The sequence below is a fragment of the Pseudomonas sp. BN417 genome (genome assembly GCF_029871205.1).
Lineage (GTDB): Bacteria > Pseudomonadota > Gammaproteobacteria > Pseudomonadales > Pseudomonadaceae > Metapseudomonas.
On record NZ_SSOJ01000015.1, the window covers coordinates 17509 to 41420 of the forward strand.

The window sequence follows — 23912 nt, forward strand, 5'->3', positions numbered from 1 at the left end:
AGGAAACTAGTCCGTTATTTCACTTCTTGCGGGGTCTCCTGACCAATGCAGCGCACGGCCTTCTTTCTGTTGTCCACCAGCACGCCGGTCAGGCCCTTCTGTTGGGTGTCGAACAGCACCAGCACACCGTCGATGCACTGGGCGACCTGGGCAGCGGGTTCCAGGGAAACCTTGTAGTCCTCGCCCGGCATGGTCTTCAACATGGTGAAGTCGGACAGCAGCAGGGCGTCCTCGGGTTTGGCGAAGTGCAGGTAGCCGTAGTACCAGAGCACCATCACGGTGCCGACGATGCTGCCGATGCCGGTGAGGATCAGCGGAATGGGGTTGCGTTCGCTCATTGGGGACTCTCTGTATTCGGGACTTCGGCCAGCCGACGCAGCCCGACGAAGCCGGTCGGGTCTTCGAGGTAGAGCAGCATCACTTTCCGCCAGGTAGGGTCAGCGAAGGTCTGCACATGGCCACCGCGGACCGGCTGGAACACCCGCGGCGGGGGCGCAGCTTGATACAAGCGCACGCCATTGGAAAGGGGCACCACCGGATCGTCGACGCTGTGGTAGATCAGCATGGGCAACCCTTTCAGCTTGCCAATGGCGCGGATGGCGCTGTCACCGTCGGGCACCAGCCAGGACAGCGGCACTTGCAGCGGCCAGGTCACCCAGGCGTTGGACAGGCTGTATTGGGCCACCTCGCGGTAGCTGGCCGGCACGCCGTCCAGTACCAGGGCCCGGAGCTGGGCGCGGCGCTCCGGGTGCTCGGCCAGATAGTGCACCGCCAGGGCGCCGCCGATGCTCTGGCCAAGCACTATCCGCGGCTTGCCCTGCACTTCGGGCGCCTGGTCGAGCCAGGCGAAGGCGGCGTCGATGTCCTGGTACAGCGCCGGCAGGCTGGGCGAGCCCTGGGAGCGGCCATAGCCACGGTAATCCAGCAGCAGCACCTGATAGCCCTGGGCGGGCAGCCACCAGCTGCCGCCCAGATGGGTGGCGACATTCCCGCCGTTGCCGTGCAGGTGCAGCACCGTGCCCTTCACCTCGACGCCCGGTTTGGCCGGCAGCCACCAGGCGTGCAGGCGGGTGCCGTCGGCGGCGGTCAGGTCGATGTCGCGGTATTCGAGCTTGACCTGTTCCGGGGTGAAGGGCACATGGCGGTCGGGGTAGAAGAGCAGTGCGCTGCAGCCTTGCAGCAGAAGCGCAAAGAGGAACAGCAGGAGGCGGGAACCGGGCATGTGCATTTCCTTCCTGAAAACATCACAGGCCAGCCCTGCGGGCTGGTTGGCGAATGAATTCGCCCCTACAGGTTTCGTGCTGGCTTGTAGGGGCGAATTCATTCGCCAAGCGCCCCGAAGGGGGCCGTCAGAGGATATTTGCGTAATCCGCCTCGATGCGCTCCAGGCTCAGGTGGTTGAGGAAGTTGGAGAAGCACATCCAGGCCGACAGGGCGTTGAGGTCGCGGAACTGCGGAGGCAGGTACTTGGGCGGCACCACCAGGCCTTCGTCCACCAGCTGGCGCAGGGTGCGGGTGTCTTCCAGGGTGGTCTTGCCGCAGAACAACAGGGGGATCTGTTCCAGCTTGCCCTTGCGCACGGCGAGCTGGATGTAGTTGTAGATCAGGATGAAACCCTTGAGGTAGGACAGGTCCTTGGTGAAGGGCAACCCGGCTGGGACCGAGCCACGGAAGGCGCGGCTGGCGCTGCCGTAGCTCTCTTCCATGCTGTAACCCTGCTCCCGGTAGAAGTGGTAGACCTCGAGGAAGTCGGCGCCCTCCTCCGCCATGTGGATGGCGCGGGTGCGATTGGTCAGCTTGCGCAGGCGGGTCGGGTAGGAGGCGAAGGCGATCACCTCCATCAGGATAGCCAGGCCTTCCTGGGTCACGGTGGAGGACGGCGGCCCCTTGGAGAGGAAGGTGCAGATCGGCTGGTTCTGGCCGTTCAGGGTGGTGCCCACGTGCACCAGACCTTCGTGGACTTCCAGGGCGCGCACGTCGCGCTCGTTGAACATGGCGTCGGCGCGGATCTTGATGTAATCGGCACCGGCGGCGGCGTCGGCGACTATGCCGTCGGACTCGAACACCCGGATGGTGTCGTCGCCCTCACCGAACACCGCGCTCAGGCGGCTCTGCAGCATGTCCACCGCGTCCTTGGCGGTCAGGGTCTTCGGTTCGTCCTTGAGGTCGCCGCGGTGGGCGATGTTGTTCAGGTAGTCGAAGAGCATCAGGCCGAGGTCGGCCAGGGTCGGGTCGCCGGCGTGGAAGGCGTCGGAAGCCGCGCCGTAGAGCTCCTGGGAAATCAGCCCGAAGTCCGAGGTGCCGCGCGCTTCCAGCATGCGGATCACCATGCGGTATTCCTTGCACATGCGCCGCATGATCTGCCCCACCGGGTTGAACTGGCCCAGGTGGCGGGTGATGTCGCGCTCGATGTTCTGGAACTCGAGCTTCTTCTCCGCGGAATCGAAGGCCAGCGGCCGGCTTTCGTAATAGGCGCGATCCACCTCGGGCATGGCCTTGCCCTTGTGCTTGAGAAAGGCCTGGCGGACGCTGTCGTCCCATTTCACCGCATCCAGCACGCGGATCGGCGTCTGCGCTTGGACGATGCGGTCGGACAGCGCGCGGATGGTCTTCTGGTAATCGTCGGGCAGCTTGCGGCGGGTCAAAGGATCACTCCTCGGCAGCGCGCTGGTAACGCGCCACTTCGACGAAGACATCGGAGTTGGCCGGATCGTCGAGCCAGGTGAACACGGTGTCCAGCGGACTGGTGATGAGCACGCCGTCGCCTTCGGCCATCTCCACCACCTCGCCCTGCAGGTTGCCCTGCTCCAGCTCCTGCTCGATACGCTCGATATCCAGGTTGTAGACCACCAGCTCGTTGTCGGTGGTCAGCTCGAAACCGGCGATGGCGAAGTTGTTGCCGAGCCTCTTCGGAACGCCGGCGGACAGGTACCAGCGGCGGCCATGGTGGGCGACGGTGAAACCGAACTCCTGCATGTCCTCCAGGTTGTCCTTGCTGCCCTCGAAGCTGCGCGCCTTGTACAGGTTGGAGCCTGCGCGGCTGACCTCCAGGTACTGCCGCTCGCCCCACTCGTCCTTGCGGGTCCAGTCTCCGAGAAGGGGCATGGGAGCCGGCTCGTTGGCCGGGATCGGATCCTTGAAGGTGACCAGGCAGCCGCCCAACAGCAGGAAGGACAGGGCAACCACCGCACGCCAGACTTTCATCTCGCTCTCCTTGTGATAACGAAAAACCCCGCCTGGCCGGCCACGTGAAGCAGCCGCCGGCACGGCGGGGTTCGATCTACGCGCCTAGAGTCCCATCACCAGGTAAAGGTAGCGTTTCAGGACGGCTCGCATCTCGTCGATGTCGAGGTTTTCCACCCCGTCGAGAAGGCCCTGATATTCCATCCGCAGAATGACAGCCGTCAACACCTTGGCATCCTCGCCCGGCTCGGCCGACCCCAGGACCTGGAAGAAATGCTCCGCGCCCTGAGAGAGTATCCGCCTGTGTGCGTCAGCCAGGTTACGCAGCCCGGCGTTGAGCAGCGCTTCCTGGCGGAAGGCCTGCTCGGCCATCAGCTGGTCGCGGTTCTCCTGCAGCTGGCTGCGCACGTACTGGATCGCCAGTTCGACGATCTGGTCGGTCATCGCCCGGCGCGAGTCGCCGTCGCGGCTGAGGGCCACGGCCATGGCCTGGAGGTCGTCCTCCACGCTGGCCCAGAAGGCCGCCATGACCGCCGAGCTACGCTCGACGAACTGGGCGAAAGTGTCGGTGATGAGGTCGTTGATGTCCTTGAAGTAATAGGTGGTGGCCGATAGCGGCACCTGGGCCTCGGCGGCCACCGCGCGGTGGCGCACGGCGCGCACGCCATCGCGGACGATGATGCGCATGGCAGCGTCGAGGATCGCCTGGCGGCGCTGCTCGCTGCCCTGGCGGCTGGCCTTGCGGCCCTGGTACTTCACGCTTTCGGCTACCGCACTGGCCACGCGGGCGGCGCTGTCACTACGGGACGTCTGGCTCAAGTCAGGAAACCCTCCGAACTCACTCAAGGTAAAAGTGTTGACCATATATCCGGCTAATCAATGCCGGAGCAGGCAGGAAAAGGCTCTATCGACCTTGAAGAGCGCCTTCTAGGAGCATCGTCGCCGGCGAAAGGTTCGATCGCCGCGCGCCGCCCAAGAAAAAACCGCCCGAAGGCGGTTTTCTCACTCCTGCGTCAAGCCTCGGGCCGCATGTGCGGGAAGAGGATGACATCACGAATAGACGGCGAATTGGTGAGCAGCATCACAAGTCGGTCGATACCGATGCCTTCGCCGGCGGTCGGCGGCATGCCGTACTCCAGGGCGCGGACGAAGTCGGCGTCGAAGTGCATGGCCTCGTCGTCGCCGGCGTCCTTGTCCTTGACCTGCTGCATGAAGCGTTCGGCCTGGTCCTCGGCGTCATTCAGCTCGGAGTAGGCGTTGGCGATCTCGCGGCCGCCGATGAACAGCTCGAAGCGGTCGGTGACGCTCGGGTCCTCGTCGTTGCGGCGAGCCAGCGGCGAGACTTCGAAGGGGTACTTGGTGATGAAGGTCGGCTGCTCCAGCTTGTGCTCCACCAGCTCCTCGAAAATCATCACCTGCAGCTTGCCCAGGCCTTCGAAGCCGAGCACCTTGGCACCGGCTTTCTTGGCGATTTCGCGGGCCTTGTCGAGGTCCTTGAGGTCGGCCTCAAGGATGTCCGGATTGAACTTGAGGATCGAGTCGAACACCGAGAGGCGTGCGAAGGGCTCGCCGAAGTGGAACACCTTGTCGCCGTACGGCACGTCGGTAGTCCCCAGGACCATCTGCGCCAGTTCGCGGAACAGCTCCTCGGTCAGGTCCATGTTGTCTTCGTAGTCGGCGTAGGCCTGGTAGAACTCGAGCATGGTGAACTCGGGGTTGTGCCGGGTCGAAACGCCTTCGTTACGGAAGTTGCGGTTGATCTCGAAGACCTTCTCGAAGCCACCGACCACCAGGCGCTTGAGGTACAGCTCCGGCGCGATGCGCAGGAACATGGCCATGTCCAGGGCGTTGTGGTGGGTCTGGAAGGGCTTGGCCGCGGCGCCACCGGGGATGGTCTGCAGCATCGGCGTTTCCACTTCGAGGAAGTCGCGCTCGGCGAGGAACTTGCGGATGTGGCTGATGATCCGGGTGCGCACGCGGAAGGTGTCGCGCACTTCCTCGTTGACGATCAGGTCGACGTAGCGCTGGCGGTAGCGCTGTTCGGTGTCGGTCAGGCCGTGGTGCTTGTCCGGCAGCGGGCGCAGCGACTTGGTCAGCAGGCGGACGTTGGTCATCTCGACGTACAGGTCGCCCTTGCCGGAACGGGCCAGGGTGCCCTCGGCGGCGATGATGTCGCCCAGGTCCCAGTGCTTGACCGCTTCCAGGGTCTCGGCCGGCAGGGTCTTGCGGTTGACGTAGACCTGGATGCGTCCGGTCATGTCCTGGATCACCATGAAGGCGCCACGGTTGAGCATGATGCGACCGGCGACCTTGACCGGGATGGCCGCGGCTTCCAGCTCTTCCTTGGTCTTGTCGACGTACTGTTTCTGCAGGTCCGCGCAGTAGTTCTCGCGGCGGAAGTCATTCGGGAAGGCATTGCCCTGCTCACGCACGGCGGCAAGCTTTTCCTTGCGCTGGGCGATCAGCTTGTTTTCTTCCTGTTGCAGTTCGTGAAGGTCGAGTTCTTGGTCGCTCATGGTCTTTCTATCTGCCTGGCGTCTAAATCAAATGGGTTACGTGCGGGTGCGGTTTACAGCCCCTGCTTGAGGCTGGCTTCCAGGTATTCGTCCAGGTCGCCGTCCAGCACCTTGTCGCAGTCGCTGCGCTCGACGCCGGTGCGCAGGTCCTTGATCCGCGACTGGTCGAGTACGTAGGAGCGAATCTGATGGCCCCAGCCGATATCGGACTTGGTGTCTTCCAGGGCCTGGGACGCGGCAGTGCGTTTCTGCATCTCCTGCTCGTACAACTTGGCCCGCAGCATCTTCATGGCGGTGTCCTTGTTGGCGTGCTGAGAGCGTTCGTTCTGGCACGCCACCACGGTGTTGGTCGGCACGTGGGTGATACGCACCGCGGAGTCGGTGGTGTTCACGTGCTGACCGCCCGCGCCGGAGGAGCGGTAGGTGTCGATGCGCAGGTCCGCCGGGTTGATCTCGATCTCGATGTTGTCGTCGATCTCGGGGGAGACGAACACCGCGGTGAAGGAGGTGTGGCGACGGTTGCCGGAGTCGAAGGGGCTCTTGCGCACCAGGCGGTGCACGCCGATCTCGGTGCGCAGCCAGCCGAAGGCGTACTCGCCCTTCACATGGACAGTGGCGCCCTTGATGCCGGCGACTTCGCCTTCGGACAGTTCGATGATGGTGGCGTCGAAGCCGCGCTTGTCGGCCCAGCGCAGGTACATGCGCAGCAGCATGTTGGCCCAATCCTGGGCCTCGGTGCCGCCGGAGCCGGCCTGGATGTCCAGGTAGGCGTTGTTCATGTCCATCTCGCCGCTGAACATGCGACGGAATTCCAGCTTCTCGAGGATCTCGCGCAGGCGCTCGACTTCGGTGGCGACGTCGTTCACCGCGCCTTCGTCGTTCTCCTCGACCGCCATGTCCAGCAGGTCACGGGAGTCGGCGAGGCCGCCGTTCAGGTCGTCCAGGGTCTCGACGATCTGCGCCAGCTGGGAGCGCTCGCGGCCCAGGTTCTGGGCGTATTCTGGGTTGTTCCAGACGTTCGGGTCTTCGAGTTCGCGGTTTACTTCGACGAGACGATCATGCTTTTGATCGTAGTCAAAGATACCCCCGAATAGACAGGGTGCGGTCGGAGAGGTCCTTGATGCTGTTCAGGATCGGGTTGATTTCCATGGCGGGAAGCTCTCGCTGGCAAAACTTTCGGAAAAGCCGGCGAGTATACCCGAGTCACCGGATGCCGGCAGCATGCCAGCCAAGAATTGCCCGGACAGGGCGACGCACGGACGGGCCGGCGCCGCGCGGTGCCTCAAGGTGCGGGATCGGGCGCCACCATGGCCACCTGGTTGCGGCCATTGTTCTTCGCCTGGTAGAGCCCCTGGTCCGCCATGTCCACCAGCACCAGGGAGGCCTGGCCGGCCCTGGGCGTGAGTGTCGCGACGCCAATGCTGACGCTCAGCGCCGAACCGGGCGCCGGCATGTCGTGGGGAATGGCCAGTGCCTCGATGCTGCGTCGCACCTTCTCGGCCAAGAGGCGCGCGCCGCCGGCCGAGGTTCCCGGCAGCACCATGGCGAACTCCTCGCCGCCGTAGCGCGCGGCCAGGTCGGTGGAACGGCTGCAGGCGGCGCGTATGCCCTCGGCCACCCGGCGCAGGGCGTCATCGCCCGCCACATGGCCGAAACTGTCGTTGAAGCTCTTGAAATGATCGACGTCGATCATCAGCAGAGACAGCTCGCTCTGCTCGCGCAGGGCACGGCGCCATTCCATGTCCATGTACTCGTCGAAATGGCGGCGGTTGGACAGGCCGGTGAGGCCGTCGGAGTTCATCAGGCGCTGCAGCACCAGGTTGGTTTCCAGCAGCTGCTGCTGGCTTTCGCGCAGGGCGCGATAGGCCTCGTCACGCTGCTGCAGCGCAACGAAGGAACGCGAGTGGTAGCGGATACGCGCCACCAGTTCGATGGCATCGGGCAGCTTGACCAGGTAGTCGTTGGCCCCGGCGGCGAAGGCGGCGCTCTTCACCGCGGGCTCTTCCTTGGTCGACAGGACGATGATCGGCACGTCGCGCAACGCGGGCACGGCGCGGTACTCGGCCAGCAGGCTGAGGCCATCGACGCCGGGCATCACCAGGTCCTGGAGGATGACCGTCGGCTTGACTTGCAGCGCCACGGCGACGGCCTGCAGCGGGTCGGCGCAGAAATGGAAGTCGATGCCCGGCACCGTGACCAGCGCGCGGCGCACCGCCTCACCGATCATGGCCTGGTCATCGACCAGCAGGACCATCGCCGCGGCTTCGCCCGTGGTCATGTCCGTGTGGCTGCGATAGGGGTATTGCATAACGCTCTCCGGGCCCTCGGGCCTGAGGTGAAAGTCATCCGAATGCCTCGACCAACCGGGGCGCGATCCGCTCCAGGGCGAGGATTTCCACCGCCGCGCCAATAGCGGCGGCGGCTTTTGGCATGCCATAGACAGCGCAGCTTGCCTGGTCCTGGGCAATGGTCAGGAAGCCCCGGCCGCGCATGCGCTTGAGGCCTTCGGCGCCGTCCCGGCCCATGCCGGTGAGCAGGGCGCCGATGGCTTCGCCCTTCCAGTGCTCCACCAGGCTGTCGAAGAACACGTCGATCGACGGCCGGTAGACATGGCTGGTGGGCTCGACCGTGTAGGCCAGCTCGCCGTTGCGCATCAGCCGCAGGTGATTGTTGGTGCCGGCCAGGAGGATGGTTCCCGGCTGCGGCGGCTCGCCATCGCGCGCCAGGCGCACCGGCAGTCTGGATTCGCTGGCCAGCCAGTCTGCCATGCCAGCGGCGAATACTTGGTCGACGTGCTGCACAAGCACCACCGATGCCGGGAAGTTTTCCGGCAATTGCTTGAGCAGTTGCGCCAGGGACGCCGGCCCGCCGGCCGAGGCGCCTATGGCCACCAGGCGCTGGCCACCGCCGCGCGGCCGAGCCGGTTCGCCGGCGCCGCGGACTCGGCTGTCGGGCTGGCCCATGAGCCAGCCGATGTTCTGGATCTTGCGCAGCAGCGCCGCCGCCTCCTGGGCCTGGCCGCTGCCGAGCGCCGGGGTGTTCACCGCATCCAGCGCGCCGTGTCCCATGGCCTCGAAGACCCGGTGCACGTTCTGCTCGATATCCACGGTGACGATAAGGATGGCGCAGGGGCTGCGGGCCATGATCTGGCGGGTCGCCTCGACGCCGTCCATCACCGGCATCAGGAGGTCCATCAGCACCACGTCCGGCACATCCCGGCCGCAGAGCTCGACCGCTTCCGCGCCATTGCCGGCCACCCAGGCGATCTGGTGCGCCGGCTCCAGGGCCAGGGCCCGGCGCAGCGCCTCCACCGCCAGGGGCATATCGTTGACTATCCCTATCCTCACCCTTGCGCCTCCCCGATCAGCATGACCACCACATCCAGCAACGCCTCGTCGTGGAAGCTGGCCTTGGCCAGATAATAGTCGGCGCCGGCATCCAGGCCGCGACGACGGTCCTCTTCACGATCCTTGTAGGACACCACCATCACCGGCAGGGACTGCAGGCGATTGTCGCGGCGCACCAGGGTGACCAGCTCGATGCCGTCCATGCGCGGCATGTCGATGTCGGTGACCAGCAGGTCGAAATGCTCCGAACGCAGCGCGTTCCAGCCGTCCATGCCGTCCACCGCCACCGCCACGTCGTAACCGCGCCCCTGCAGCAGCTTGCGCTCCAGTTCGCGCACAGTGAGCGAGTCGTCCACCACCAGCACCCGTTTGCGCTGGGCGCCGGCGCCCTGCCGGCCGCTGCGGTCGACCCTCTCCAGGCGGCCGCTGCCGAGCAGCTTCCCGACCGACGTCAACAGGTCCTCGACGTCGAGGATCAGCACTGGCCTGCCATCATCCAGCAAGGCCCCGGCCGACAGGTCCTGGACCTTGCCCAGGCGCGGGTCGAGCGGCATCACCACCAGGGTGCGCTCGCCGATGAAGCGCTCGACGGCGATGCCGTAGCAGGTATCGCGCTCGCTGATCAGCACCACCGGGATGCCGGTCTCGTCGCGCTTGCCCTCGGCGCACTGGAGTATCTGGCTGGCCGAGACCAGGCCGACATGGCGGCCGTCGTGCCAGAAGTGCTGGCGGCCTTCGAGCTGGACGATGTCCTCGTGCTGCAGGCGGGTCATGCGCTCGATATGCGCCAGGGGGAAGGCGTAGGCCTCGCCGCCGACCTCCACCACCAGGCTGCGCACCACCGACAGGGTCAGCGGCACTTCGATATGGAAATTGGCGCCCTGGCCGCTGCGCTGCTCCATGCGCACGCCACCGCGCAGCTGGCGCACCATGTGCTGCACCGCATCCAGGCCGACGCCGCGCCCGGAAACCTCGGTGACCTGGTCGCGCATGCTGAAGCCGGGCAGGAAGAGGAAGGCCAGCAGCTCTTCCTCGGTCATCCGTGCACCGGTGTCGGGGCTGGCGAACTCGCGCGCGACCACCGTATCGCGCAGGCGTTCCAGGTCCACCCCGGCGCCGTCGTCGGCCAGCTCCAGCAGCAGCATCCCGGCGTGGTGGCGGGCATGCAGGCGGATCACCCCCTCCTCCGGCTTGCCCAGGCGCATCCGTAGCTGCGGGCTCTCGATGCCATGATCGACCGCATTGCGCAGCAGGTGGGTCAGGGGGGCTTCCAGGCGCTCCAGCACGTCGCGATCGACCTGGGTGGTCTCGCCGCTCACCTCCAGCCGCACCGGCTTGCCCAGGGAGCGGCCGAGGTCGCGGACCATCCGCGCCTGGCCGGCCAGCACATCGGCGAAGGGCCGCATGCGAGACGCCAGGGCGGCGTCATAAAGGAGCTGGGCGCGCTGGCCGCCCTGCCAGCCGAACTCGTCGAAATCGGCCATGTAGCCGGCCAGCATCTGCTGACATTCACCGAGCAACTGCCGGGCCTCGCCGAGCATGGTCTGGCCCTGGGCGTCCAGGGCGCCGTCCAGCACCGACTCGCGGGTTACGTCCAGGGCACGGCTGGCGCTGGCCTGGAGACGCTTGAGGCGATGCAGGGTGTCGTTCAGGGGCTTGATGCGCTGGAATTCCACCAGCGATTTGCTGGAGATATCCAGCAGGTGGTCCAGGCGCTCGGCACTGACCCGCAAGACCCGGTCGCGGGCCTCGCCAGTGCTGTCGGCGGCGGCCGGGGGCTCCGGTTCGCGGGGCGCGGGCTCGGCAATGGGCGGTTCCACCACAAGTGGAACGGGCAGCACCGGTTCGACCAGCTCCTGGGCTGGCGGCGGCGCTTCCTCAGCGGGCAGGCCCTGCAGCCGGGCGATCAGCGCTTCGATGGCTTCGCGCCCGGCGCCGTCCGCCCAGTCGGCGTCGCTGCCGATACGCAGCAGCAGGTCCGAGCCCTGCAGCAGGGCATCGATGTTTTCCGGTTGCAGGTGCGCGTGTCCCTGGCGGGCGCCCTCCAGCAGGTCCTCCATCACATGGGCGACCCGTACTCCGGCATCCAGCCCGACTATGCGCGCCGCGCCTTTCAGGGAGTGGGCCGCACGCATGCAGGCTTCCAGCTGGTCGGACTGGGCCGGGTTGCGCTCCAGCACCAGCAGGCCGGTGTTGAGCACCTGGGTCTGGGCCTCGGCCTCCAGGCGGAACAGCTCCAGCAGGGAGGCGTCGCGCATCTGGTCAGGGGTCATGCCAGGCTCCTTGCCATGGCCTGCAACAGCAGGTCTTCATCCAGCAAGGTGATGCTGCGTCCGCGCCACTGCACCACGCCCGAGGCGAACTGGCGCGCGGCCAGGTCCGCTGCGCGGCCGGGCTCCACCACCGCGTCCAGGGGGATGCCGTGGATGCCGTCGACCTCCTCCACCGGTGCCACCAGGGGCCCGCCCTGGCTGGCGAAAATCAGCATGCGCGGCACTACCCGGCGGTCAGTGGGCGCCGCCCCGCCCTTCTCCAGCCCCAGCAGCTCGGTCAGGGACAGGCAGGCCACCAGCGCGCCACGCACGTTGGTCACCCCGAGCAAGGTCAGCGAACGCTGGTGCGGCAGGGAATGGATCAGGCCCATGGCGGCCACCTCCACCAGGCTGCGCGTGGCCAGGCCCAACCACTCCTCGCCCAGGCGGAATACCAGGGTGGAGCGGCGCTCGCGGCTGTCCTCCTCCTGGGTGTCGGCAAGCTCGACCGCTTCGTCCTCGCGGCTCAGGGCGTAGCGGTCGAGCAGGAGGGTGGCGGCCGCCGCGTGCACCTCGCAGTTGCGGCAATGGACGTGGGCGGCCAGGCGTTCGCAGGACTGGTCGCCATGTACGCCGATGCGGTTCCAGCAGTCGTCCACCGCCGGCAGTTGGTCGCTGGCGATCAGCGGCAGGCGGTTAACGGCCATGGCTGTTCACTCCCCGGCTGGCGCGCTCGAGCAAGCGCTTCGCCCCGGCCTGGTCGCCACGGGCGCCGAGCAGCGCCGCCAGGTGGGCCAGCGCCTCGGCATGCTGCGGCTGCAGATAGAGGGCCTTGCGGTAGTAGTCCTGGGCGTCGTCGGCCCTGCCGGCGACATCGCTGAGCAGGCCGAGCCAGTAGAAGGCATCGGCCGAGGGGCCGTGTGCGGCGAGATGTTCCTGGCAGGCGGCGCGCGCCTGCTCGCTGCGGCCGCTGTTGGCCAGGCTGGCGATGTTGGCCAGGGCTGCGTCGCGGTTCGAGCTGTCGGCCACCGCCGCCGGGCGCTCCGGCTTCGGCAGCGGCTGGCGCGGTCGTACCGGGATGCGCGCAGGTGTGGGGCCGGCCATGAGCGGCGCGGGCACCTGCTCACGCGGCCAGGCTGCCTTGGCGGCGGGCGTGGCCTGCGCGTGGCGGAAGACGAAGGCTTGTGGATAACCCAGCGGCCGCATGCCCTGCTGGCTGAGCAGGCTCGCCTCGGCCGGGCCGATGAACATGGCGCCGTCGCGCTGCATAAGGCGCTTGAGCACCTGCAGTACAGCGGCCTGGGTGGGCCGATCGAAATAGATCAGCAGGTTGCGGCAGAAGACGAAATCGTAGGGCGGCTCCTCCGCCAGCAGGCCGGGGTCCAGCAGGTTGCCGCGCAGGAAGCGCACCTTAGACGCCACCTGCTGGGCCAGGGCATAGCCGTCGCCGCTGGGAATGAAATAGCGCTCGCGAAAGCCCAGCTCCTGGCCACGGAAGGAGTTGCGCCCATAGTGCCCCTGGCGCGCCAGCTCCAGCACCCGCTCGCTGATGTCCACCGCGTCCACCTGGAACAGGCCCGGCGCCAGGCCGGCGTCCAGCAGCGCCATGACGATGGAGAAGGGTTCTTCCCCGGTGGAACAGGGCAGGCTGAGGATGCGCAACGGACGCCCGGCGACAAGCGCCGGCAGGCGTTCGAAAGCCAGGCGGCCCAGGGCAGCGAAGGATTCGGGATAGCGGAAGAACCAGGTCTCGGGAACCACCACCGCCTCGACCAGGGCCTGCTGCTCGGCCGGCGAGGCACTGAGGGTATTCCAGTAGGCGTCTTCGTCGCCGCTGCCGCAGGCGTTCATGCGCTGGCGCACCGCGCGCTCTATCACCAGGCGGCCGACGGACTCGGCTTCCAGGCCGATGCGGGTCTTCAGCAGCACCTCGAAGCGCTCGATCATGCGGCGCCCTCCGTGGCCGGGAACAGCAGCGCGCGAACCTCGTCCGGCAACAGGTCGGCGACGCGGATGCGCTGCACCAGGCCGCCGGCACTCTGGTACACCGGCCCCAGGTAGCGCGCCTCGCCCTGCTCCAGGCCGTAGTCGCGGAATTCCTCCGGGCGGCAACGCAGGGTGTCGGTGGCCTGTTCCAGGATCAGCCCCAGCCAGCGCGACTCGCCCGCCAGCGGATAGTCCACCAGCACCAGGCGGGTACTGGTACGCGCCTGCGCCGGTTGCCCGTAGGCGAGCACGCCGAGGTCCAGTACCGGCACCAGCGCGCCGCGATGGGCGAACACCCCGGCGACCCAGGCCGGCGCCTCGGGCAACTGCTTGAGGCGCTGCAGGGGCAGCACCTCCACGACTTCATGGACATCCAGCGCATAGCGGTCGCCGCCCATGCGGAACTGCAGGTACAGCCTGCCGCGGACGGTGCGCGCCGGCGCGCGGGTTCGACTCGAGCCCATGGCGCCGGCTCAGACCTTGAAGCGGCTGACGCCGGTTCGCAGGCCGTTGGCCACCAGGTTCAGTTCGTCGATGGCGGAGCTGGCCTGGCGCAGGGACTCCACCGTCTGCCCGGTGGCCTCGCCCAGTTGCACCAGGGCCTGGTTGATCTGTTCGGCGCCGGTGGCCTGGGCTTGCATGCCTTCGTTGACCATCTGCACCCGCGGCGCCAGCGCCTGCACTTGCTGGATGATCTGCGACAGCTGTTCGCCCACCTGCCCCACTTCGGCGATGCCGCGGCGCACTTCCTCGGAGAACTTGTCCATGCCCATGACCCCGGCCGAAACCGCCGACTGGATCTCGCGCACCATCTGCTCGATGTCGTAGGTGGCCACCGCGGTCTGGTCGGCCAGGCGGCGTACCTCGGTGGCCACCACGGCGAAACCGCGGCCGTACTCGCCGGCCTTTTCGGCCTCGATGGCGGCGTTGAGGGACAGCAGGTTGGTCTGGTCGGCCACCTTGACGATGGTGGTGACCACCTGGTTGATGTTGCCGGCCTTCTCGTTGAGGATCGCCAGCTTGGCATTCACCAGGTCGGCGGCGCCCATCACCTGGTGCATGGTGTCTTCCATGCGTGCCAGGCCGAGCTGGCCCGAGCCGGCGAGGACGGAAGTCTGCTCGGCGGTGCCGGACACCTCGGCCATGGTCCGCACCAGATCCCGCGAAGTGGCGGCGATCTCCCGCGAAGTGGCGCCTATCTCGGTAGTGGTGGCAGCGGTTTCGGTGGCGGTGGCCTGCTGCTGCTTGGAGGTGGCGGCGATCTCGGTGACGGAGGTGGTCATCTGCACCGCCGAGCGCTGGGCCTGGGCCACCAGCGTCTTGAGCTCCTCGGCCATGTTGTTGAAGCCGGTCTCGATGGCGTTGAATTCGTCCCGGCGCTGGAGGTCCAGCCGGGTCGACAGGTCGCCGCCGCCCATGACCTTCAGGCTGTCGACTATGCCGCCCACCGGGCGGGTAATGGCGCGCAGCAGCAGCAGGCCGCAGACGGCCGCGGCTGCCACGGCGAGCAGCAAGGACAGCAGCATGCTCACTTCCGTCGAGCGCACCTCGGAGACGATGTCGGTCGCCTCCCGGTCGGCGGTTGCCTTGTTCAGGTCGACCAGCTCGTTGAGCTTACGGCGGCCTGCCTCCCAGCGGTCCAGCACCTGCGTCCGGAACAGCTCCGCAGCCGGCTCTTCCTGTTTCTGCTGCAGCAATTCCATGACCCTGCTGTGCACATCGATGTACTCCTTGCGCAAGGCTTCGAACTCACCGGTGACGGCACGGTCGTTGTCCAGGAATACGGTGGTCCTGTACGCCGCCAGCAGGGCTTCGATGCGCTCGTCACCGCTGTGCAACGCGTCCAGTTCTTCCTTCGACACCAACTGGCCGGCGTGCTCCTCATCGTCCCCATGGACGCTGAACAGCTCGTGGGTCAGGAGCATGTGATCGGTCCAGGCACCGCGCAACTTGCTGACGGCATACATGCCCGGTACCGCGTCCTTGAGCACCTCGTCGGCACTCTTCTCGATGGCGAGCATCCGCAGGTAGGAGCTGACGGCCATCAGCAGCATGATGGCGATGATCACCGCGAAACTTGCCTGGATACGCAAGCGAACTGTCCAGTTCTTCACATTCTTCCCCAGTTACCTGTGCCCGGATTCATGGCGGCCCGAAGCCGTGGCGGCGACTCTAGTGACTAGTCCAGGCGCCCGCAAGCTCGGCAAACGGTACTTTTATGCCGCCAGAAAGCCGGCGGATCACCGGCTTCTGGGGAGTTTGGCAGAAAGTTTGCGGTTTGCAGGAGAAAGGGTTCAGAGAAACGAGAATGGATTCGGAATCGTCCTGGAAGTGGAATCACTGGCGATCAGAATCACCCGCAGGTATCCACAGGGTGTCAGACCAGCTCCTGCCGCACCTGCCGCTCCAGTTCGGCCTTGAGGCCCGGGTCCAGCTGCAGCTGGCGCGCCAGCTCTTCGAGATAGGCCCGTTCCATGAAGTGCTCTTCATCCACCATCAGCACGCTGGCGAGGTACATCTCGGCGGCCATTTCCCGGGTGGTCGCGGCGCGGGCTACCTCGGCCGGGTCGAGGGGTTTGTTCAGTTCGGCGTCCAGCCAGCGGCGCAGTTCGGCGTCCTGGGTCAGCTTGGCCAGTTCTTCCTCGATCAGCTGCCGCTCGCGGGCATCGACATGGCCATCGGCCTTGGCCGCCGCCACCAGGGCCTTGAGGATGGCCTGGCTGTGCAGCTCGGCCTGGGGCGCCGGCAGGCGGTCGAGGGTCTGGGGTTCGCCCTGGGGCGCCGCCGCTTGCTGGGCCTGCCAGTTGCCGTAGGCCTTGTAGGCCAGCACGCCGAGGGCGGCCAGGCCGCCGTAGGTCAGCGCCTTGCCGCCCATCTTGCGCGCGCTCTTGTTGCCCAGCAGCAGGCCCAGGGCCCCGGCGGCCAGGGCGCCGCCACCGGCGCCGGTGAGCAGGCTGCCGAGGTTGCCGTTGCCGGAGGAGCCTGCGGATTTTCCGGCCGATTTCTGCTGCAGCAGGTCCTGGCCGGATTTGAGGAGTTGGTCGAGCAGTCCACGGGTGTTCATGGCAGCCTCCAGGGCGATGAGTCGGATTCAAGTGATCGACCGACTCTAGCCGGAGGGATTCATGGTGGCAGGAAGCAGAGTGCTTCGAGATATTGCCGGTAGGGTGCGCCGTGCGCACCGGTCGTGGCTGAAGGCTGGCTCAGGTGTGGGGCCGGCGCGGGGAGTTGGTGCGCACGGCGCACCCTACGGTCGACCTCGCACGAATGTGGCGACTCACTCGCGAAGCGGACCGCTTCGCGAATGAATTCGCTCCTACAGTAAGACCCGACTACCTGTGGATATCCACATGCCGTGTCTCGCGCAGGAAGAACAGCGCGCAGACCAGGCTGCCGCCGGTAATCAGCACCGGGTACCAGAGGCCGTAGAAGATATCGCCGGTGTACACCACCAGGGCGAAGGACACGGTGGGCAGGAAGCCGCCGAACCAGCCATTGCCGATGTGGTACGGCAAGGACAGCGAGGTGTAGCGGATGCGGGTGGGGAACAGCTCCACCATCAGCGCCGCCAGCGGGCCGTAGCAGAGGGTGGAAATCAGGATCAGGGCGAAGAGGATGGCAATCACCATCGGCTTGTCGATCTGCCCGCTGTCGGCCTGCTGGGGATATCCCGCCGCCTTCACCGCCGCCGCCATGGCCTCTGCGTCGAAACCAGCGATTTCGGTGTCGCCGACCTTCACCATTACCCCGCTACCTGCTGACGCGGCCACGCTGGAATAGGGCAGCCCGCTCTTCACCAGGAAGGTCTTCACCTTGTCGCACGGACTGTCGAATTTCGCCTTGCCCACCGGATCGAACTGGAAGGTACAGGTGGCCGGGTCTGCGATCACACTGATCGGCGCCTGCTGGCTGGCCTGGTGGATGGCCGGGTTGGCGTAGTGGGTCAGCGCCTTGAACAGCGGGAAGTAGCACAGGGTGGCCAGCAGCAGGCCGGCCAGCAGCACCGGTTTGCGGCCGATGCGGTCGGACAGTCTGCCGGCGATGATGAAGAACGGCGCGCCGAGCACCAGTGCCACGATCAGCAGGCTGTTGGCCGTGCCGCCATCCACCTTGAGCACCTGGGTAAGGAAGAACAGCACGTAGAACTGCGCGGTGTAGAAGGTCACCGCCTGCCCGGCATTGATGCTGAACAACGCCGTCAGTACCACCTTCAGGTTGCTCCACTGGGTGAAGGACTCACGCAGCGGCGCCTTGCTGCACTTGCCTTCGGCCTTCATCTTCAGGAAGGCCGGCGACTCGTGCATGGCCAGGCGAATCCAGGTGGAAATACCCAGCAGCACGATGGACAGCAGGAACGGCAGGCGCCAGCCCCAGGTCTCGAACTCGTCGCCGGTCAGCTCGCGGCAGGCCAGGATCACCAGCAGAGAAAGCAGCAGGCCGAGCGTCGCGGTGGACTGGATCCAGCTGGTGTAGCTGCCGCGCTTGTTGGCCGGCGCATGCTCGGCGACATAGATCGCCGCGCCGCCGTACTCGCCGCCCAGGGCCAGGCCCTGGAGCATGCGCAGGCAGACCAGGATGATGGGCGCCGCCACGCCGATGGAGGCATAGGTGGGCAGCAGGCCTACCGCAAAGGTGGACAGGCCCATCAGCAGGATGGTGACGAGGAAGGTGTACTTGCGCCCGATCATGTCGCCGAGGCGGCCGAACACCAGCGCGCCGAACGGGCGCACCAGGAAGCCGGCGGCAAACGCCATCAGGGCGAAGATGAAGGCCGTGGTGTCATTCACCCCGGCGAAGAACTGCTTGCTGATTACGGCGGCCAGGGCGCCGTAGAGAAAGAAGTCGTACCACTCGAAGACCGTGCCCAGGGACGAAGCGAAGATCACCTTGCGCTCATCCCGGGCGGTGGTCGCGGGCAGTTCCTGGGAAACGGACGTTGCGTACTCGGTCATTGCGGTTCTCCTGCCCCTCGTGAGGGCTCTTATTGTTGTCCGGCACTTCCGTTGTCAGCTTCGACCACCACGGCGCAGGCACCGCGCGACGCTGGGTATCACGGGCCGATCAGGCCCCGATGCGTTCCACCTCCCGGCTCGCCGTGGCGGCGTCCGTCAGGTTTGCCAGAGACTCGCGCTGGCGCTCGGCAAGCATCATCTGCGCCGCCTTCTCGGCGATCACCAGCACCGGCGAGCAGGTATTTCCAGAGGTCAGGCTGGGCATGATCGAGGCGTCGGCGATGCGCAGGCCGGGAATCCCATGCACGCGCAACTGCTCGTCCACCACCGCGTCGCGGCCCTGGCCCATGCGGCACGTGCCGGCCGGGTGGAAAATGGTGGTGCCGATCTCGGCGGCGGCGCGATGCAGGTCTTCCTCGCTGCGGTAGTCCGGGCCGGGCCTGTATTCCTCGGGGCGATAAGCTGCCAGCGCCGGTGCGGCGGCGATGCGCCGGGTCAGGCGGATGGCGTCGGCGGCCACCACCAGGTCACGCGGGTCGCTCAGGTAGTTGGGCTGGATAGAAGGGGCGTCGCCCAGCTTCGCCGAGCGGATCCGCACCGTGCCACGGCTATGGGGGCGCAGGTCGCAGACCGAGGCGGTGAAGGCCGGGAAGTCGTGCAGCGGCTCGCCGAAGCGATCCAGCGACAGAGGCTGCACGTGGTATTCGAGGTTGGCCGACAGCTGCTGCGGGTCGGAGCGGGCAAAGGCCCCCAACTGGCTCGGCGCCATGGACAGCGGGCCGCTGCGGTCCAGCAGGTAGCGCAGGCCCATTCCCAGTTTGCCCCACAGGCTGCCGGCGATCTGGTTCAGGGTCGGCACGCCATCGACCTTGTAGATCATGCGCAGCTGCAGGTGGTCCTGGAGGTTCTCGCCGACGCCCGACAGCTCGTGCACCACACCGATACCGAGGCTTTCCAGCAGCGGGCGCGGGCCGATGCCGGAACGCTGCAACAAGCAGGGCGTGCCGATTGCGCCGGCGCTGAGGACGATCTCGCGGCGCGCTTCGATGCGCCGCTGGCGGCCCCGCCAGTTCACCAGCAGGGCCTTGGCGCGGCCCTCTTCGAGGATTACCCGGGCCACCTCAGCCTGGGTCAGGACCGTCAGGTTCGGGCGCTGGCGGATGCCGCGCAGGAAACCCTTGGACGCATTCCAGCGCACGCCGCCGCGCTGGTTCACCTGGAAGTAGCCGCAGCCTTCGTTGTCGCCGCCGTTGAAATCCTCGACGCTGGCGATGCCGGTCTCCGCGGCCGCCTGCTGGAAGGCATCGAGCAACTGCCAGGACAAGCGCTGGCGTTCCACCCGCCATTCGCCACCAGCGCCATGCAGGTCGCTGGCCCCGCCGAAGTGGTCCTCCATCCTGAGGAACAGCGGCCACAGCTCTTTCCAGCTCCAGCCGGCATTGCCCTGGGCGGCCCAGCCGTCGTAGTCGCGAGCCTGGCCGCGCATGTAGATCATCCCGTTGATCGACGAGCAGCCGCCGAGCACCTTGCCGCGCGGGTACTTCAGCGCACGACCATTGAGACCGGGGACTTCATCGGTGTTGAAGCACCAGTCGGTACGCGGGTTGCCGATGCAATAGAGGTAGCCGACGGGGATGTGAATCCAGGGATAGTTGTCCGCGCCACCGGCTTCCAGCAGCAGGACGCGGATGGCCGGGTCGGCGGAAAGCCGGTTGGCCAGCAGGCAGCCGGCGGGACCGGCGCCGACGATGAGGTAGTCGTAGGTATCCAGTACCTCGGACATGGCGAGCCTCGTGTTGTCGTTGTTGTCGAAGGCCGTCGGCTGGCGGCGACTGACCGCCAGGTCACGAACGGCTTGAGGCTAGTCGCTCATTCACGATAAAAAAACGAACGTTTCGGGGCAGCTGCTGTTAGTTTTCTAACAACGCCCTCCCCTTTCCCTGCCAAGGACCGGTGCCATGTTCGACTGGAACGACCTGCGCTTCTTCCTCGAACTACACCGCAGCGGCCGCCTGCTCACTACCGCCAAGCGCCTTAACACCACCCATGCGACGGTGGCGCGGCACATCGAGAACATCGAGCGCGACCTCGGCACCCAGCTCTTCGCCCAGCACACCGGCGGCTACCAGCTGACGCCCGCCGGCCAGGCCCTGCTCAAGCATGCCGAAGCCATGGAAAACACCGCGTTGCTGGCCCAGGAGGAAATGAGCCAGGGCATCGCGCCCCTGGGCCAGATCCGCATCGGCGTCACCGAAGGCCTGGGCAGCGTGTTCCTCGCCCCGCGCCTGGCCGAGCTGATGCGCCAATATCCGGGGCTGGAAGTGGAGCTGGTCTCGGTGCCCCGCTTCGTCAGCATTACCAACCGCGAGGCGGACATCGCCATCTCCCTCGACCGGCCCAACGCCGACCTGGTGATCACCCGCTCGCTGACCCGCTACCGCCTCAGCCTGTTCGCCAGCCCGGCCTACCTGGAACAGGCGCCGCCGCTGAACAAGCGCGACGACCTGGGCAAACACCAGTGGATCGGCTACGTCGACGACCTGCTGTTCAGCCAGGAGCTGATGTTCCACCACAGCTTCTGCCGCCACCCCCATGTGGTGTTCCGCAGCACCAGCGTGGTCGCCCAGCAGCAGGCGGCCCAGGCCGGCATCGGCCTGGCGATCCTCCCGCACTTCATGGGCAGCCGCGATCCCCTGCTGGTGCCGGTCCTGCCGGAGGAGTACATCGAACGCGAATACTGGATGAGCACCCGCCGCGAACTGCACCGCTCGGTGCGCCTGCGGGTGGTGTGGGATTTTCTGCTGGGGTTGTGTGAGCGGGAGCAGGACCTTTTGCTGGGTGGATGATTCAGCGGATAGCCAGTGTGTGGGCGCTCACGAGGGCGGCTGAAACGCGGCAGCCGGGACAATGCATCGAGCCATTTTTGGCCCGACGAGCCATGAATGGCCCGATTTTTTCTATATAAAAATCAATCACTTATGATTAATCTGGCCAACAGTGGCTCGAAAACCCTTGAAAAAAAGCGTTTTTCAGCGAATCGGCCTCGGGGAGCCTGCTTCCGAATAGCCAAATACTCCAGCTAACTCATTGTTATAGAAGAAGAAAAAACAGAAAAGGAAACACTTGGCACGGCGATTGCGATACCCCCCTTGTCATCACCGATGGCGCGCGGCCCTCAGGGCCTTCACCTCAACGATACAAGGAAGCAGCCAATGCCAACTCCCGCCTATATCAGCATCCAGGGCAAGACCCAGGGCAACATCACCCAGGGCGCCTTCACTGCCGACTCCGTGGGCAACGTCTACCAGGAAGGCCATGAGGACCAGATCCTGGTCCAGGAAATCGAGCACCTGATCGCCACCCCGACCGACCCGCAGAGCGGCCAGCCTTCCGGCCAGCGCGTGCACAAGCCCTTTATCTTCACCGCGCCGCTGAACAAGGCCACCCCGCTGCTGTATCAAGCCCTGGCCTCTGGCGAAATGCTTCCGGAAGTGGAAGTGAAGTGGTACCGCACCTCCACCGAGGGCAAGCAGGAGCACTTCTTCACCACCAAGCTCGAAGACGCCACCGTCGTCAACATCAACACCGTCCTGCCGCACGCGCAGGACCCGAGCAAGGCTGCGTATACCCAACTGGTCAAGGTCGCCATGGCCTACCGCAAGATCACCTGGACCCATGCCATCGCCGGCACCGAAGCCTCTGACGACTGGCGCAAGCCCCAGGAAGCCTAACCCCCAGGCATATCCGGCAACCGGCGCTACGCGCGCCGGTTGCTCCCTCTTGCACAAGGAGCACTGGGCCGGCAGCGGTCCGGCAAGGATTTCCCATGGCCGTTCAATCCGATTTGCGCTTCACCTTCCTCGCCGGCAGCGACGACTTCGAGGTGGTCGAGTTCCACCTCAACGAAGGCCTGTCCGAGACCTTCAAGCTGGACGTCGACCTGAGCTGCGCCAACCCGGCCGTCGACTTCGGCCAGGTGCTCGACGGCCCCGGGCTGCTCACCATCTGGCAGGGCGGCCAGCCGGTGCGCTTCGTCCACGGCACCGTCTCGGCCTTCGTCCAAGGTGATACCGGCTTTCGCCGCACCCGCTACCGCGCCACCGTGGAGCCGCGTCTGACCCGCCTGCAGCTGGCCTCGGACTGGCGCATCTTCCAGACCCTCTCTGTGCCCGACATCGCCCAGGCCGTGCTCAAGAAGCACAGCATCACCCTGGACTACGAGCAGAAGGTCACCAACCCCCACGAACCGCGCGAGTACTGCGTGCAGGCCGGCGACACCGACTACCACTTCGTCGAACGCATCATGCGCGAGGAAGGGTTCTTCTACGGCTTCCAGCACAGCGCCGAGGGCCACCGCCTCATCCACTGCGACCGCCTGTGGATATTCGGCAAGCAGGCGGGCCTGCCGGTGGAGTACAACCCCATGGCCGGCGGCGACCGCCCACGCCCGGCGCTGCGCAGCTTCGCCTACAGCGAGAACGTGCGCACCGCGCGCCAGACCCAACGCGACTACGACTTCAAGAACCCGCGCTACCACCAGCAGACCAAGCGCGATGGCGACTACCTGGTGCACCAGGCGCGCGGCTATGAGCGCTACGACTACCCCGGGCGCTACAAGAGCGCGGCGGGCGAGGGCTTCACCCAGGACCGCCTGCGCGGCCACCGCGGCGATGTGCGCCAAGCCACCGTCGAGGGCGACGACGCGCGCCTGGTGCCGGGCATCGCCTTCGACCTCATCGGCCACCCACGTGCGGACATGAACCGCGGCTGGCGCCCGGTGCGCATCGAGCACCATGGCAGGCAGTACACCAGCCAGGCCGAGGAAAGCGCCGACGCCGCCCAGGGCACGCACTACAGCAGCACCGCCACCCTGGTGCCGGACGATGCCGAGTGGCGCGCCGAGCCGCTGTCCAAGCCGCGCATCGACGGCCCGCAGCAGGCCACCGTGGTCGGCCCACCGGGCGAGGAAATCTACTGCGACGAGTACGGCCGGGTGAAGGTGCAGTTCCCGTGGGACCGCGAAGGCAGGAACGACGAGCACAGCTCCTGCTGGATACGGGTGTCGCAGAACTGGGCGGGCGCGCTCTGGGGCCACATGGCCATCCCGCGCATCGGCCAGGAGGTCATCGTCAGCAACTTCGATGGGGACCCGGACCAGCCCGTCATCACGGGCCGGACCTACAACGCCCTGCAGTTGCCGCCCTACGAGCTGCCGGCCAACAAGACGCGCATGAGCATCAAGAGCCAGACCCACAAGGGCGATGGCTTCAATGAAATCCGCTACGAGGACGAGGCCGGGCAGGAAGAGGTCTTCATCCACGCCCAGAAGGACCAGAACAACATCGTCAACAACGACGAGACCACCTTCGTCGGCCATGACCGTAGCGAGCGCGTGGACAACGACGAGACCGTCTCCATCGGCCACGACCGCAAGGAGGATGTCGGCAACGACGAAACCATCTCCATCGGCCGGCACCGCAAGGAAGACGTGGGCAAGAACGAGACCATCGAGATCGGCCGCAACCGCCGCGTCACCATCGGCGGCCACAAGACCGAAACCGTCGCCAAGACCAAGATCGAAACCATCGGCATGGCCAAGTTCCTCAGCATCGGCGCGGCCTACCAGACCAGCGTCGGCGCAGCCATGAACACCTCCGTGGGCCTGAGCCAGTCCGA

At 66.3% G+C, this 23912-nt stretch carries 20 protein-coding genes; 3 read left to right on the forward strand and 17 right to left on the reverse strand.

The genetic code is table 11. The features are described 5' to 3' along the window. Positions 1–14: 14 nt before the first annotated feature. The 17 genes from E8F11_RS00400 to E8F11_RS00480 all read right to left on the reverse strand — a co-directional run bounded on the left by E8F11_RS00400 (position 15) and on the right by E8F11_RS00480 (position 20019). On the reverse strand, positions 15–338 hold the full coding sequence (locus E8F11_RS00400) for a hypothetical protein (RefSeq protein ID WP_280286822.1): 324 nt from the start codon (positions 336–338) through the stop codon (positions 15–17). Continuing rightward, entirely contained in the window at positions 335–1228 is an 894-nt protein-coding gene (locus tag E8F11_RS00405; RefSeq protein ID WP_280286823.1) for an alpha/beta hydrolase, read from the reverse strand. Before E8F11_RS00405 ends, E8F11_RS00400 begins: the two co-directional genes overlap by 4 nt. Positions 1229–1349: 121 nt before the next feature. Beyond that, positions 1350–2645 carry a flavohemoglobin expression-modulating QEGLA motif protein gene (locus E8F11_RS00410; RefSeq protein ID WP_280286825.1) on the reverse strand — a complete coding sequence of 432 codons (1296 nt, stop codon included), beginning with the start codon at positions 2643–2645 and terminating at the stop codon, positions 1350–1352. A gap of 4 nt (positions 2646–2649) precedes the next feature. Further along, complete coding sequence (locus tag E8F11_RS00415) at positions 2650–3204, reverse strand: hypothetical protein (RefSeq protein ID WP_280286826.1); 555 nt, start codon at positions 3202–3204, stop codon at positions 2650–2652. An 84-nt stretch (positions 3205–3288) separates the two neighbouring features. Further along, complete coding sequence (locus E8F11_RS00420; protein ID WP_280286827.1) at positions 3289–4002, reverse strand: TetR family transcriptional regulator; 714 nt, start codon at positions 4000–4002, stop codon at positions 3289–3291. 194 nt (positions 4003–4196) lie between these two features. Then, positions 4197–5699 carry a lysine--tRNA ligase gene (gene lysS / locus E8F11_RS00425; protein ID WP_280286828.1) on the reverse strand — a complete coding sequence of 501 codons (1503 nt, stop codon included), beginning with the start codon at positions 5697–5699 and terminating at the stop codon, positions 4197–4199. 53 nt (positions 5700–5752) lie between these two features. Further along, positions 5753–6848, reverse strand: a protein-coding gene (gene prfB, locus E8F11_RS00430) for a peptide chain release factor 2 (protein WP_280286829.1) whose coding sequence is annotated in 2 segments (ribosomal slippage) — positions 5753–6775 and positions 6777–6848 — 1095 coding nt in all. Because the reading frame shifts where the segments join, the coding sequence is not laid out codon by codon here. Between the two features lie 133 nt (positions 6849–6981). Beyond that, positions 6982–8007 carry a PleD family two-component system response regulator gene (locus E8F11_RS00435; protein ID WP_280286830.1) on the reverse strand — a complete coding sequence of 342 codons (1026 nt, stop codon included), beginning with the start codon at positions 8005–8007 and terminating at the stop codon, positions 6982–6984. Between the two features lie 34 nt (positions 8008–8041). Continuing rightward, positions 8042–9046, reverse strand: coding sequence for a chemotaxis response regulator protein-glutamate methylesterase (locus E8F11_RS00440; protein WP_280286831.1), 1005 nt, complete (start codon positions 9044–9046; stop codon positions 8042–8044). Continuing rightward, positions 9043–11319, reverse strand: a complete 2277-nt coding sequence (locus E8F11_RS00445; protein WP_280286832.1) for a hybrid sensor histidine kinase/response regulator — start codon at positions 11317–11319, stop codon at positions 9043–9045. Before E8F11_RS00445 ends, E8F11_RS00440 begins: the two co-directional genes overlap by 4 nt. Further along, a complete protein-coding gene (locus E8F11_RS00450) occupies positions 11316–12005 on the reverse strand; it encodes a chemotaxis protein CheW (RefSeq protein WP_280286833.1) in 690 nt (229 codons plus the stop codon). Before E8F11_RS00450 ends, E8F11_RS00445 begins: the two co-directional genes overlap by 4 nt. After that, entirely contained in the window at positions 11995–13245 is a 1251-nt protein-coding gene (locus E8F11_RS00455; protein WP_280286834.1) for a CheR family methyltransferase, read from the reverse strand. The genes E8F11_RS00450 and E8F11_RS00455 overlap by 11 nt, the downstream gene beginning before the upstream one ends. Beyond that, positions 13242–13748, reverse strand: a complete 507-nt coding sequence (locus E8F11_RS00460; RefSeq protein WP_280286835.1) for a chemotaxis protein CheW — start codon at positions 13746–13748, stop codon at positions 13242–13244. The genes E8F11_RS00455 and E8F11_RS00460 overlap by 4 nt, the downstream gene beginning before the upstream one ends. 9 nt (positions 13749–13757) lie before the next feature. After that, positions 13758–15398, reverse strand: a complete 1641-nt coding sequence (locus tag E8F11_RS00465) for a methyl-accepting chemotaxis protein (protein WP_280286836.1) — start codon at positions 15396–15398, stop codon at positions 13758–13760. Between the two features lie 263 nt (positions 15399–15661). After that, positions 15662–16348: a tellurite resistance TerB family protein gene (locus E8F11_RS00470; protein WP_280286837.1), complete on the reverse strand. Its 687-nt coding sequence runs from the start codon at positions 16346–16348 to the stop codon at positions 15662–15664. Positions 16349–16616: 268 nt separating this feature from the next. Further along, the gene (locus tag E8F11_RS00475) at positions 16617–18236 is read right to left on the reverse strand and encodes an MFS transporter (RefSeq protein WP_280286838.1); all 1620 of its coding nucleotides are present in this window, start codon (positions 18234–18236) and stop codon (positions 16617–16619) included. Between the two features lie 109 nt (positions 18237–18345). Beyond that, a complete protein-coding gene (locus E8F11_RS00480) occupies positions 18346–20019 on the reverse strand; it encodes a GMC family oxidoreductase (RefSeq protein WP_280286839.1) in 1674 nt (557 codons plus the stop codon). Positions 20020–20194: 175 nt separating this feature from the next. On the opposite strand from E8F11_RS00480, the gene E8F11_RS00485 reads away from it, so the two are divergent. The 3 genes from E8F11_RS00485 to tssI form a co-directional block, all read left to right on the forward strand. Continuing rightward, positions 20195–21082 carry a LysR family transcriptional regulator gene (locus E8F11_RS00485; protein WP_280286840.1) on the forward strand — a complete coding sequence of 296 codons (888 nt, stop codon included), beginning with the start codon at positions 20195–20197 and terminating at the stop codon, positions 21080–21082. Positions 21083–21448: 366 nt separating this feature from the next. Next, a complete protein-coding gene (locus E8F11_RS00490; RefSeq protein ID WP_280286841.1) occupies positions 21449–21967 on the forward strand; it encodes an Hcp family type VI secretion system effector in 519 nt (172 codons plus the stop codon). Positions 21968–22062: 95 nt separating this feature from the next. After that, on the forward strand, positions 22063–23912 hold a 1850-nt coding region (gene tssI, locus E8F11_RS00495), incomplete at its 3' end, for a type VI secretion system tip protein TssI/VgrG (protein WP_280286842.1).